This window comes from Sulfitobacter marinus, assembly GCF_900116285.1.
In the GTDB taxonomy this organism is placed as follows: domain Bacteria; phylum Pseudomonadota; class Alphaproteobacteria; order Rhodobacterales; family Rhodobacteraceae; genus Sulfitobacter; species Sulfitobacter marinus.
The window spans coordinates 851,357-863,509 of record NZ_FPAJ01000001.1; the positions used below are offsets into that span (position 1 = coordinate 851,357).

Sequence of the window (12,153 nt, forward strand, 5' to 3'; positions counted from 1 at the left end):
CAACCGGGCTGCTGTTTTCTAGATATAACCGCGCATTCACGACGCGGACACGGGGATAACCATATGATCGTCGTTGACGATGTACACAAACACTTCGGTGGTTTTCATGCCGTCGACGGTGCCAGCCTGACCATTGAACAAGGCTCAATCACCGGATTGATCGGCCCTAACGGCGCTGGAAAAACCACCCTTTTCAATGTGATCGCAGGCGTTCTTAAACCAACTTCGGGCCGTGTCACCATGGGCGGTGAGGACATCACCGGCTTGCCCCCGCACGAGCTGTTCCACAAAGGTCTGCTGCGCACGTTTCAGATTGCACACGAATTTTCGTCCATGACCTGCCGCGAGAACCTGATGATGGTGCCCGGCGATCAAGCGGGCGAAACCCTTTGGAATACATGGTTTGGCCGCAAACGCATCGCCGATCAGGAACGCGCCCTGCGCGCCAAAGCTGATGAAGTCTTGGAATTTTTGACGGTCGAACATCTGGCCGAGCAAAAGGCCGGTCAAATCTCGGGCGGGCAGAAAAAACTGCTGGAACTTGGCCGCACCATGATGGTCGACGCCAAGATTGTGTTTCTCGACGAGGTTGGCGCAGGCGTGAACCGCACGCTGCTGAACACCATCGGCGACGCGATCATTCGCCTAAACAAGGAACGCGGCTATACCTTTGTCGTCATCGAACATGACATGGATTTCATCGGACGCCTGTGTGATCCGGTCATCTGTATGGCCGAAGGCAAGGTTCTGGCCCAAGGCACCCTGCCCGAAATCAAAGCCAACGAACAGGTGATCGAGGCCTATCTGGGCACCGGCCTCAAGAACAAGACCGCATGAAGCACCGCCCTTCCCTCATTGTATTCGCCGCCGCCATGGCGTTGCCGCAGGCATCTGCCGCCTGTGCGCAATTGTCGGCGGATGTGTGGATGTGCGACCGGGGTACCGTGTGGGAAGCGGCGAAATGGGACGTGATCGGGGATGGATCGGCCCGTTATATCGACGATTACATCCTGAATTTCACACAAGAATGGCCTGGTTACGAGATCACCGACACGATCGCCACGCTTGAGGAACAATTCGCGACCTATGACGCCTGGATTGACGCAGATGGCAATGCCCCGCTTGAAGTGTTGCAGGTGGACAAAATCGTGACCCCACGCGGCCTGACCCTGCGCCATTTGCAATATGACCTAATCAACGGCGACCGCACCCTAAGTGCTGTCATGCTGTCACAGGTCGGCCCTGCGCGGATCATGTTGTACCTGGATACAGCCGACACAACACCGTTTGAGGATATGGAAAAGATGTCCTTTGACGTGGCCATGATGCTGCGCGACACCTGCGAGGACCCGTTGTCTTGCGCTGACACCATTGAGCCGCTGCACAGCGGCACCGATTGAAAGAGACTGATATGAGCGACCCATATGGTGATCGAGGCAACAAAGACCTGTCGATCGGAAATACCAAAGGCCAAGGCACCGCGCAGCCTGTCAAACAAGGCGGCAAAAGCCACCCGGCCCCCGGCGGGCCTTTCCTGATTGGCGAGGCAATGACGGGCGGCTACGGCAAAGGACCGGACATCCTGCACAGCTGCACCATCGCCGTGGAAAAGGGCGAAATTGCCGTGATCGTTGGGCCCAATGGCGCTGGCAAATCCACCGCGATGAAGGCCGTGTTCGGCATGCTGGACCTGCGCGAGGGTCACGTACGGCTGGACGGCGAAGACATCACTGAGCTGTCGCCACAGGATCGCGTGGCCAAGGGCATGGGCTTTGTACCGCAAACGTCGAATATCTTTACCTCGATGACGGTCGAGGAAAACCTTGAGATGGGTGCCTTTATCCGCCGCGATGATTTCCGTGATACGATGGCACAGGTCTATGACCTGTTTCCAATCCTCAAGGAAAAGCGGCTTCAGGCGGCGGGTGAATTATCGGGCGGTCAACGCCAACAAGTTGCCGTGGGCCGCGCGCTGATGACCCAGCCCAAGGTGTTGATGCTGGATGAACCCACCGCAGGCGTCAGCCCCATTGTGATGGATGAATTGTTTGACCGTATTATTGAGGTCGCACGCACCGGCATTCCCATCTTGATGGTGGAACAGAACGCCCGACAAGCCCTTGAGATCGCTGACAAAGGATATGTTTTGGTGCAAGGTGCCAATGCGTTTACCGGCACGGGCAAAGAGCTGCTAAACGATCCAGAAGTCCGCAAATCATTCTTGGGGGGCTAGGAATGCGCTGGATTTTCCCCCTTGTGCTGATTTCGACCCTGCCCGCCGTGGCGCAGGAAAAAGCACCCGACGCGGCGGTGGCGGACATCACGCCAGACGAAGCCACGGCGCTTGAGACCGCGCCCTACCGCCAAGACATCTTGCGGATATGCGATTTTGTAACCGAATGCGTTGAGAACGAACCCTGCACCGAAACAGAATTCACCCCCGAGATCACGGGCATCGGTGGCGGGCTCACTGCGGATGATCTGGGCGTTCAGGCGCAAATGATCACGGATGCCGAAACCGTCGAACTGCTTGGGGTGACCTCGGGCAAATCGATGTCACTGGCCGGTGGCACCTTTGCTGCACGCCACATGATCACGATCACAGAAAACGGTGCGACACGCTATACCGTGCACTATGCTGACGGGCCTTTCGTCATCAGCTATCTAGGGACATGCAACTGATGGATTTATTGAACGCTTTCGTGGCGCTGGCCAATTATGTGCTGGTCCCCGGCATCGCCTATGGCTCGCAACTCGCACTTGGTGCGCTTGGGGTGACGCTGGTTTACGGCATCTTGCGGTTTTCGAACTTTGCCCATGGGGACACCATGGCGCTTGGGGCGATGTCGGCCGTGCTGATTACTTGGGGGTTTCAGGCCATCGGTCTGCATCTATGGGTGCTGCCCACCGCGCTGCTGGCCCTGCCCTTTGCGATTTTAGTGACCATCGGGTTGCTGCTGGGCACCGACCGGGTGGTGTATAAATTCTACCGCGAGAAAAAAGCCAAACCGGTGATTTTTGTGATCGTATCGCTGGGGGTGACGTTCATCTATAACGGCATCACGCGCTTTATCATCGGGTCGGATGACAAGAATTTCCTTGATGGCGAACGGTTCATCATCTCGGCACGTACCTTTAAGAAAATGACCGGTCTACAAGAAGGTTTGGCGATCAAAACCACCCAAGGGCTGACCGTGATTACCGCTATTATCGTGGTGGCGGTGTTGTTCTGGTTCCTGAACAAAACCCGGTCCGGCAAATCCATGCGCGCCTATTCCGATAACGAAGATCTGGCGCTCCTGTCAGGCATCAACCCCGAACGTGTGGTGATGATCACGTGGATCATCGTGGCATGTTTGGCGACCACCGCGGGCGTTCTGTACGGGCTGGACAAGTCGTTCAAACCCTTCACCTATTTCCAACTGCTGCTGCCGATCTTTGCCTCGGCAATTGTCGGCGGATTGGGCAATCCTGTGGGCGCTATTGCCGGTGGCTTCGTCATCGCCTTTTCCGAAGTCACCATCACCTATGCGTGGAAGAAGGTGCTGGGCTATTTGCTGCCCGACAGCCTTGCGCCCGACAGCTTGGTTCAGCTTTTGTCCACCGACTATAAATTCGCCGTCAGCTTTGTGATCTTGTTGATCGTGTTGCTGTTCAAACCCACAGGTCTGTTCAAGGGGCAATCGGTATGAACGAGACGCTTAGAAACACCGCGCTTTTCGCGATTATTGCTGCCCTTATTGTCTATACCGGCTTTGCACAAAGCTGGAATGCCGCGCTGCTGATCATTTCCATGGGGCTGATTTCCAGCATCATGGCCTTGGGGGTGAACCTGCAATGGGGTTTTGCCGGGCTGTTTAACGTTGGCATCATGGGCTTTGTCGCCTTGGGTGGCCTTGCTGCGATCCTGATCGGCATGCCCGCAACCGAAGGTGCTTGGTCTGCGGGCGGTTGGGGCATTCTGGGTGCACTGCTGCTGGGGGCTGCGACTGTGGTTGCAGCGGTCCAAGTGATGAAGCGCATGGCCAAAGGCTGGTTGCGCACGCTGGTGGTGCTGGCGCTGTTGATCGGCGGGTTCTTCTTGTTCCGCGCGATTTTTGACCCTTCTGTCGCGGCGGTCGAAGACATCAACCCTGCCCATACCGGATATCTGGGTGGCCTTGGCCTGCCGGTGATCATCGCATGGCCCGTGGGCGGGCTGTTCGCCGCCGGGGCCGCTTGGGTGATCGGGAAAACCGCGCTTGGGCTGCGGTCCGATTATCTGGCCATTGCGACGCTGGGGATCGCCGAGATCATCATTGCCATCCTCAAGAACGAGGACTGGCTGTCGCGGGGCGTGAAAAACGTGATCGGCATCCCGCGCCCCGTCCCCTACGAGATCGACCTGCAGAATAACGCAGGCTTTGTCGAACGTGCGGCAGGTTTCGGTTTTGATCCGGTTGAGGCATCCACCCTATGGGTCAAGTTTCTATACATTCTGCTCTTTGCCGCCGTCTTGCTGATCCTATTGTGGATGAGCCAACGCGCGCTGAATTCCCCCTGGGGCCGGATGCTGCGCGCCATTCGTGACAACGAAGTCGCGGCAGAGGCTATGGGCAAGGACGTCACCGCGCGGCATCTGCAGGTATTTATCCTTGGCTCGGCCATCTGCGGGATCGCAGGCGCGATGATGACCACGCTGGACAGCCAGCTGACGCCCGGGTCGTATCAGCCGCTGCGCTTTACCTTTTTGATCTGGGTGATGGTGATTGTCGGCGGGTCGGGCAATAACTTTGGGGCCGTCTTGGGCGGCTTCCTGATGTGGTATCTGTGGGTGATGGTTGAACCCATGGGCCTGTGGCTGATGAATGCGATCACCTATGGCATGGCGGATGGCTATTGGCTGAAGGATCATCTGATTGAATCTGCCGCCCATATGCGGCTGATGACCATGGGCGCGGTTCTGCTGCTGGTCCTGCGGTTCAGCCCGCGCGGATTGATCCCTGAGAAATAGGGTATCATCTGCAGTTAAAGAAATAGCCTTATCCCAAACGGGATAAGGCTAGCCTTCGGCGAGGATTTTAGTCCATTTGGAACGAGGGCGTTAGCGCCCTTTGAACAGCCCGCCCAAGATACCGCGCACGATGCGGCGGCCTGTTGTCCCCTTGAGTTCCTTGATCACCACACTTGCAATCGCACCGCCAAAGCTTTCGCTGGGTTTTGATGTGCGTTTTGAAGACGAACGGGACACGCCCTTGCCTGCATAACGGCGCGCGGCGTTGAATTCGCGCAAGACGGGCGTAGCTTCTTCTGCTTCTTCCTCTGCTTTGGCGGCGGCTTTGGCAGCCTCGTCCGCGCGTTTGGTGAGAATTTCAAAGGCGGATTCACGATCTAAACGGGTGTTGTATTTATCCGCCATGGCGCTTTGCGCGATCAAAACCGCGCGGGTTCCCAAATCAATCGGCCCGAGCTGCGACGAAGGCGGGCGGATCAATGTCCGCTCGACTACGCCGGGCACACCCTTTTTCTGAAGCATGGATGTTACGGCCTCGCCGACGCCGACCTCGCGGATGGCTTCTTCGGTATCGAAGCGCGGGTTTTCGCGGTAGGTTTGCGCAGCCATGCGCAACTCCTTGCGGTCCTTGGCGGTAAAGGCGCGCAGGGCATGCTGGATGCGGTTGCCAAGCTGGCCCAAGATGTCTTCGGGCACGTCGGCCGGGTTTTGTGTGATGAAGTAAACCCCAACCCCCTTGGACCGGATCAGCCGTGCGACCTGTTCCACCTTATCCACCAGCGCCTTGGGCGCGTCGTCAAACAGTAGGTGCGCCTCGTCAAAGAAGAACACCAGCTTGGGTTTGTCGGGGTCGCCTACCTCGGGGAGTTCTTCGAACAGCTCGGAAAGCAGCCACAGCAGAAATGTTGCGTATAGTTTGGGCGCGCTCATCAGCTTGTCCGCGGCAAGAATATTGATGAAACCACGGCCATCTTTATCGGTGCGCATCAGATCGGACAGTTCCAATGCCGGCTCGCCGAAGAGATCAGCCGCCCCTTGATTTTCCAACACCAGCAAGCGGCGCTGGATCGCGCCCACCGAAGCCGGCGAGACGTTGCCATAACGCAAGGCCAGCGTGGAGGCGTTTTCGCCCACCCAGACAAGCAGGGCTTGCAGGTCTTTGAGATCGAGCAGCGGCATGCCTTCCTCATCGGCCACGCGGAAAGCGATATTCAAGATGCCTTCTTGCGCTTCGCTGAGGCCTAGGAGCTGGCCCAGCAAAAGCGGCCCCATCTCGGACACGGTGGTGCGCACAGGGTGGCCCTGTTTGCCAAACATATCCCAAAACGCGACCGGAAAGGAGCCGTAACTATAATCGCTGAACCCGATGGTTTCGGCGCGGGACATGAAGGGTTCATGCAGTTTATGCGAGGGCGTTCCGGCGACGGCGAGGCCGGACAGGTCCCCTTTAACGTCGGAGAGAAACACCGGCACGCCTTGAGCGGAAAACCCTTCGGCCAGAATTTGCAGCGTCACTGTTTTACCGGTGCCCGTTGCCCCTGCGATCAGGCCGTGGCGGTTGGCATATCCAATGTTAAGAAACTGCTGCGTGGCGTAGTCCGTGCCGCCGCCGCCGATAAAGATATCATTTGTCACGTATTCATCATCCTTTTGGGTCCCGCCATAGCAGGCAAAGTGCCGCATAAGCATACAAACTTAACCTTTCGGCACCATAGTGAAATTGTTCCGGATCTACATGTCCTTTCGATCCGTGAACACTTCCTCCCTGTCAGACTGGCCGTGCCTTCGGGTACGGCCCTTTTTTTACGGTTAAGTTATCGGCAGGGTTGCATATTTCCTATTGACCGCGTTGATCTGCTTTCGTAACGTTCCCCCAATAAGTCGGCCCAGTCCGACGGGGAGAAACGAAGAACAGGAAAAAAGGGCGCTTGCGTCCTTTTTTTCTTTTTAGGCTCCCCCTTAGTCATCAGCAAAAAAATGCCGGAACAGCGGTAAAACCATGTGCAACTTGCGGGACAACCGTTTCGTGCCGTGATAGATGGCAATAAATTTCATAGATTTGGAACGAGCATGAACAAGTATTTGAACATCCTTCCCCTGTGTGCCGCCTTGGCGATGACCTTGCCTGCGGGATCCTTTGCACAGACGACAACCACAACCAGTGAAAAACCAGCCCCTGCTGCCGCACCCGCCACAGAAGATGCACCCGCCGCCAGTTCAGTGGAATCGCAGCTCAGCATGGGTACCGATGCGGATGGCGACCCCGATCTGGGCAAACCCTATACCAAAGAAGTCATCGGCGCGTGGGAAATGCGCTGCATCAAGACCGAAGAAGAGAATGACCCCTGCCAGATGTACCAGCTGATGGATGATGGCGAAGGTGTTCCAGTTGCCGAATTTTCGTTGTTCCGCTTGCCCGGAAATGGCAAGGCCGAAGCAGGTGCGACAGTCGTTGTACCGCTTGAAACTGCCTTGCCCGCGCAGCTGAGCCTTGCGGTCGATGGTGGTAAGGCCCGCCGCTACCCCTTTGCGTTTTGTAACCCCGTTGGCTGCTATGTCCGCATGGGTCTGACCAAGGACGATGTTGCCGCGTTTAAACGGGGTAAAGAGGCGGTGATTTCCATCGTGCCCGCGCTGGCCCCCGACCAAAAGGTCGAGTTGGTCCTGTCACTGGACGGCTTTACCGCAAGCTTTGATAAATCGTCCGTTATTGATCAGTAAATAAAGATCGATTTCAGAGAACCAAAGGCCGTCTCGATACCGAGGCGGCCTTTTTCATGTCAGCGCCTATCCAATGCACAGCTATACCTTGCGCAGCGCCATCACCGCGTTCAATCCGCCAAAGGCAAAAGCGTTGGACAAGACGACTGATACATCGGCATCGCGTGCCGTGTTCGGGACCACATCAAGGGCACATTCGGGATCAGGTTCCTGATAGCCGATTGTCGGGGCAATCACCCCGTCCCGCAACGCCATGATACAGGCCAGCAGTTCAACCGCGCCAGTACCGCCAATCAGATGGCCATGCATCGACTTGGTCGAGCTGATCATCAACCGGTCCGCATGGGGCCCAAATACATCCGCCACCGCCGCACATTCGGTTTTGTCATTCGCCGCCGTGCCGGTGCCATGAGCGTTGATATACCCCACCTCATCGGCGTTGATCTGCGCGTCGCTCAATGCGCCCTGCATAGCGCGGGCGGCACCGGCCTTGGAAGGCATTACAATATCGCTGGCGTCTGAGGTCATGGCGAAACCGGCAACCTCGCACAGGATATCAGCACCGCGGGCGCGGGCGTGGTCGTAGTCTTCGAACACAAAGATGCCTGCACCTTCGCCCTGCACCATACCATTGCGGTTGGCTGAAAACGGGCGGCAGGCGTCGCGGCTCATGACGCGCAGGCCCTCCCAGGCTTTGACGCCGCCAAAACACAGCATGGATTCAGACCCGCCGGTGATCATCGCCGAGGCCATGCCGGAACGCACCATCGCAAAGGCCTGCGCCATCGCGTGATTGGACGAGGCACAGGCGGTCGACACGGTAAACGACGGCCCTTTGAGGTTGTATTCCATGCTGACATGACTGGCGGCCGCATTGTTCATCAGCTTGGGTACAACAAAGGGATGAACGCGGTTTTTACCCTCTTCATAAACGGCGCGGTAATTGTCGTCCCATGTGCTGACACCGCCCCCGGCAGTGCCCAGAACAACCCCAGCCTTGGCCGAAAGATCGCCCGAAAAGACAAGGCCAGACTGGGCAATCGCCTGCTCTGCCGCGTCCAGCGTGAATTGAGTAAACCGGTCATACAGCGACAGTTGCTGGCGGTTGTAGCGTTCGGGGGGCGGGAAATTCTTGACCTGTCCGCCTATCTGGATCGATAGCCGCTCCACGTCCCGAAACTCAAGCTGGCCAATCCCGCAGACACCATTCTTCATGGCGGTCATTGTGTCCGGCACATTCAGACCAAGCGCGTTGATCGTCCCCGCACCGGTGATAACGACGCGTTTCACCGGCTTATCCCTGCTCGGCTTTCAACTGCTTGATACCCGCCACGATGCTGGCCACGCTTGAGATATCGAAATCTGAGTCCGCAGGCTGGTTGGCATTGAACGGTACGGAAATATCGAATGCTTCCTCGATCGCAAAGATGCTTTCGACCACTCCCATGCTATCGATGCCCAGATCCTCAAGCGTGCTATCCATCGTCACATCTGACGGCTCAAGCACCGCTTGTTCTGCAAGAATATGAATGACTTGATCTTGGATACCCAACGAAACTCTCCTTACACTACGTCCGATTTTGCCCCGCGCTAGGCGTCGCTTTCGGGTTTCGACAACTCTTTCTTTAACGCCGTGAATTCACGCAACAACCGCGGCAGACGCCGCAGCGACTTGTAGCTTTCGATCTGCTTGGCCATTTCGGTCGCAGGATAGCCCAGCATCGACCGGCCCGCGGGCGTATTCGACATCAGTTTGGTGCCACCGCCCGCGATCACACCATCCCCGACAAAGATATTGTCGCTGACGCCGCATTGCCCGCCCAGCACAACGTTGTTGCCGATGGTCGCGGAGCCCGCGATGCCAACCTGCCCGCAAATCAGGCTGTTGGTGCCGATCACGACGTTATGGCCAAGATGCACCTGATTATCCAACTTGGTGCCATCGCCGATCACCGTGTCGCGGATGGTGCCGCTGTCGATGGTACAATTCATGCCGCATTCAACGTCATTCCCAATCGTTACACTGCCTAGGGTGTGGATACGCGTCCATTGTTGCGCTTTTGTGTCGCCCCGATCGCCCAATGTCTTGCGGGTTTGTTCAACCGTGCTCGGCTCGGCCGTAACGAATGAAAATCCATCTCCGCCGATGCAGGCACCGGGCTGCGCGATGAAATCATCGCCAATGGTCACCCGCGCGCCGATGCTCACGTGATCGCGTAGATAGGCGTTTGTGCCTAAAACCGCGTCGTTGCCGATGTAGCATTGCGGACCAATCATGCTGCCTGCACCGATTTTCACCCCTGCCGCGATAATGGTGAAGGGGCCAACAGACACATCAGCATCCAGCTCGGCGGTGGGGTCGATAATTGCCGACGGGTGAATGCCCGGCTCGAACCCCTGCCCCGGATCCATCATTTTCGTAAGGCCCGACATGGCATAGCGCGGACGGTCGGGCAGGATTGCGGCCTTAAGGCCAAGCGCCTGCCAATCCGCATCTGGCCACAACATCGCGGCAACCGCAGACCCTTCGGTCAGGCTGGCGGCATATTTGGGGTTCATCGCGAGGGCCAGATCCTCCGGACCAGCCTGCGCCGGTTCGGAAAGTTTCCGGATCGTCAAAGACGTGTCACCAACGGCAACCGCCCCCAGTGATGCGGCAATTTCTTGGATCGTGTGACGCATGGTTTGTTCCCCTTATCGGGGATGAATTAACCCTGAACAGCGCCCATTGCTACCCCTGCCTTGCTCAGCGCATCCCATATCTTGGCGTCACGGCCATAGATGTCAGCGCGGTACTGGGTGTGGCCCCGCGGTGTGGTAAAGGCAGTGCGATAAATCAGATGTACCGGCAATTCGACGTCCAGATGCACAAAGGTCTCGCGCCGCGTGGCCAGTTGCGCCTTGAAAAAGGCTACCGGATCGGCCTCCTGCCGCGCCAATAGCGCATAGGCAAAATCAAACGGGTCTTGCAAACGCACGCAGCCATGGCTGAACGCACGCACATCGCGCGCGAACAGGCTTTTTGACGGTGTATCGTGCAAATAGATGTTGTGCTTGTTCGGGAAAATGAATTTCACCAAGCCAAGCGCGTTCCGCGAACCGGGCTTCTGACGCATGCTAAAGGGGAAATTGCGCGCGTTATACTGGCTGAAATCCACAGAATCCCGGCTGACGACACGCCCGCGCCCGTCAATCAAATCGATATGTCCCGCCGCACCCGCGTTCGTCTTCATCGAGGGCAGATATTCCTTGGTCACGATAGACCGGGGGACGTTCCAAGTGGGATTAACCACGATATATTCCATGGTGTCGGAAAATTCGGGCGTGTAGCGCCCCGCCTTTGTGGCCCCCACAACCGAGCGTGTTTCAAAGGTCACGCGGCCATCATCGACAATCGCAGCTGTGAACGCCGGGATATTGACCAGCACATGGCGCGCGCCGCGCTCTTTGTTCAGCCAGCGTTCCCGCTCCATCGCAACGATCACAGATTTCAGGCGTGTCTCGACGCTTTTGTTGATCTCGGACATGGTCCCGCTACCCGCCACGCCATCGGTGTTCAAACCGTGATCCTGCTGGAATTCGCGCACCGCTTCTTCCATCACCGCATCATAGGTCATGGAATTGGACCGCTTGAGATAGCCCATTGCAATCAACCGGTTACGCAACGCTACGACCGCAGCACCCTGCGCACCGGGTTTCAGAGATTTTGCAGTCACCGCAGGGCCCCAACCGCCCTTTGCCAGCAGATATTCCATTGCCAGCTTTTCGCGCATCAGCGCATTATACTCTAGCGTCCGAGGCCGCAGATTGCGCAAAAACTGCATCGGCTCAGAGGCCGTAAAATCGGTCATATACCCTTGGCGGTCGCGATACGGCACTTCGCGCACGATGGCGCTGTCGATCCGAGACGGCACCACCACGCCAGTTTGCAGATCACGGGCATATTGCAAAAATACCTTGGTCATCTCGACGTCGATAAGGCCGCGATCACGGGCGGTTTTGGCATTTTTCAGCTGTTCCATCAGGCCGATGGGATCATAACGCGCCATGGGAAGCCCATGTTTATCAGCGGTTGAGATCGCCGCCATCAGCGCGGCACGGCGGCCACGTTGCGTATCTGACCCGTCGGTCCAGACAGGTGCGTAATCGTGGGACCGGTAATAGGCCGCAATATCGGCGTCACGAGACGCGGCTTCGGCGACCGCCTGCTTAAAGGCAATCGACTGCGCAAAAACGGGCGCAGGGCTGATAAGCATCGCACAAGCGACAGCGGCAGCACCAAGAATTGTGGTTAATCTACCTGTGGCACCTTGTTTGATACCTAGAATTTTAGTCATCCTATCCCCCAAATACCTAAAACGCGACTAGAGCCTTATAACAGGTACAAGCGTTTGATTTTGTCCAATAACATTACGTGTGACGTCAGCATATTGTTCGGC

The 12,153-nt window shown here is 57.1% G+C and carries 12 protein-coding genes; 7 read left to right on the forward strand and 5 right to left on the reverse strand.

From position 1 onward, the window contains the following. The first annotated feature begins 63 nt into the window (after window positions 1-63). From BM347_RS04185 to BM347_RS04210, 6 genes are read left to right on the forward strand one after another with little or no spacing between them, the layout of a single operon-like run. Window positions 64-837, forward strand: coding sequence for an ABC transporter ATP-binding protein (locus BM347_RS04185; protein WP_093915116.1), 774 nt, complete (start codon window positions 64-66; stop codon window positions 835-837). Then, window positions 834-1,400: a hypothetical protein gene (locus BM347_RS04190; protein WP_245764178.1), complete on the forward strand. Its 567-nt coding sequence runs from the start codon at window positions 834-836 to the stop codon at window positions 1,398-1,400. Before BM347_RS04185 ends, BM347_RS04190 begins: the two co-directional genes overlap by 4 nt. Window positions 1,401-1,411: 11 nt before the next feature. Then, complete coding sequence (locus BM347_RS04195; RefSeq protein ID WP_093915117.1) at window positions 1,412-2,233, forward strand: ABC transporter ATP-binding protein; 822 nt, start codon at window positions 1,412-1,414, stop codon at window positions 2,231-2,233. A gap of 2 nt (window positions 2,234-2,235) precedes the next feature. Further along, complete coding sequence (locus tag BM347_RS04200; protein WP_175498482.1) at window positions 2,236-2,682, forward strand: hypothetical protein; 447 nt, start codon at window positions 2,236-2,238, stop codon at window positions 2,680-2,682. Then, window positions 2,682-3,692, forward strand: a complete 1,011-nt coding sequence (locus tag BM347_RS04205) for a branched-chain amino acid ABC transporter permease (RefSeq protein ID WP_093915423.1) — start codon at window positions 2,682-2,684, stop codon at window positions 3,690-3,692. The genes BM347_RS04200 and BM347_RS04205 overlap by 1 nt, the downstream gene beginning before the upstream one ends. After that, window positions 3,689-4,993, forward strand: a complete 1,305-nt coding sequence (locus BM347_RS04210) for a branched-chain amino acid ABC transporter permease (protein ID WP_093915118.1) — start codon at window positions 3,689-3,691, stop codon at window positions 4,991-4,993. Before BM347_RS04205 ends, BM347_RS04210 begins: the two co-directional genes overlap by 4 nt. A 90-nt stretch (window positions 4,994-5,083) precedes the next feature. On the opposite strand, the gene BM347_RS04215 is transcribed toward BM347_RS04210, so the two are convergent. Beyond that, entirely contained in the window at window positions 5,084-6,676 is a 1,593-nt protein-coding gene (locus BM347_RS04215) for a helicase HerA-like domain-containing protein (RefSeq protein WP_425442446.1), read from the reverse strand. A 387-nt stretch (window positions 6,677-7,063) separates the two neighbouring features. On the opposite strand from BM347_RS04215, the gene BM347_RS04220 reads away from it, so the two are divergent. Beyond that, on the forward strand, window positions 7,064-7,714 hold the full coding sequence (locus BM347_RS04220; RefSeq protein ID WP_093915119.1) for an invasion associated locus B family protein: 651 nt from the start codon (window positions 7,064-7,066) through the stop codon (window positions 7,712-7,714). A gap of 81 nt (window positions 7,715-7,795) precedes the next feature. On the opposite strand, the gene BM347_RS04225 is transcribed toward BM347_RS04220, so the two are convergent. From BM347_RS04225 to BM347_RS04240, 4 genes are read right to left on the reverse strand one after another with little or no spacing between them, the layout of a single operon-like run. Next, window positions 7,796-9,004 carry a beta-ketoacyl-[acyl-carrier-protein] synthase family protein gene (locus tag BM347_RS04225; RefSeq protein WP_093915120.1) on the reverse strand — a complete coding sequence of 403 codons (1,209 nt, stop codon included), beginning with the start codon at window positions 9,002-9,004 and terminating at the stop codon, window positions 7,796-7,798. A 4-nt stretch (window positions 9,005-9,008) separates the two neighbouring features. Continuing rightward, on the reverse strand, window positions 9,009-9,266 hold the full coding sequence (locus BM347_RS04230) for an acyl carrier protein (RefSeq protein WP_093915121.1): 258 nt from the start codon (window positions 9,264-9,266) through the stop codon (window positions 9,009-9,011). A 38-nt stretch (window positions 9,267-9,304) separates the two neighbouring features. Beyond that, the gene (gene lpxD / locus BM347_RS04235) at window positions 9,305-10,396 is read right to left on the reverse strand and encodes a UDP-3-O-(3-hydroxymyristoyl)glucosamine N-acyltransferase (RefSeq protein WP_093915122.1); all 1,092 of its coding nucleotides are present in this window, start codon (window positions 10,394-10,396) and stop codon (window positions 9,305-9,307) included. A 26-nt stretch (window positions 10,397-10,422) separates the two neighbouring features. Further along, a complete protein-coding gene (locus BM347_RS04240; RefSeq protein WP_093915123.1) occupies window positions 10,423-12,051 on the reverse strand; it encodes a L,D-transpeptidase family protein in 1,629 nt (542 codons plus the stop codon). Between the last annotated feature and the right edge of the window lie 102 nt (window positions 12,052-12,153).

Excerpts from the sequence above, each read along its gene's own strand:
- BM347_RS04185 (WP_093915116.1), top strand. The coding sequence starts at position 64 with ATGATCGTCGTTGACGATGTACACAAACACTTCGGTGGTTTTCATGCC.
- BM347_RS04190 (WP_245764178.1), top strand. The coding sequence starts at position 834 with ATGAAGCACCGCCCTTCCCTCATTGTATTCGCCGCCGCCATGGCGTTG.
- BM347_RS04195 (WP_093915117.1), top strand. The coding sequence starts at position 1,412 with ATGAGCGACCCATATGGTGATCGAGGCAACAAAGACCTGTCGATCGGA.
- BM347_RS04200 (WP_175498482.1), top strand. The coding sequence starts at position 2,236 with ATGCGCTGGATTTTCCCCCTTGTGCTGATTTCGACCCTGCCCGCCGTG.
- BM347_RS04205 (WP_093915423.1), top strand. The coding sequence starts at position 2,682 with ATGGATTTATTGAACGCTTTCGTGGCGCTGGCCAATTATGTGCTGGTC.
- BM347_RS04210 (WP_093915118.1), top strand. The coding sequence starts at position 3,689 with ATGAACGAGACGCTTAGAAACACCGCGCTTTTCGCGATTATTGCTGCC.
- BM347_RS04215 (WP_425442446.1), bottom strand. The coding sequence starts at position 6,676 with ATGCGGCACTTTGCCTGCTATGGCGGGACCCAAAAGGATGATGAATAC.
- BM347_RS04220 (WP_093915119.1), top strand. The coding sequence starts at position 7,064 with ATGAACAAGTATTTGAACATCCTTCCCCTGTGTGCCGCCTTGGCGATG.
- lpxD (WP_093915122.1), bottom strand. The coding sequence starts at position 10,396 with ATGCGTCACACGATCCAAGAAATTGCCGCATCACTGGGGGCGGTTGCC.
- BM347_RS04240 (WP_093915123.1), bottom strand. The coding sequence starts at position 12,051 with ATGACTAAAATTCTAGGTATCAAACAAGGTGCCACAGGTAGATTAACC.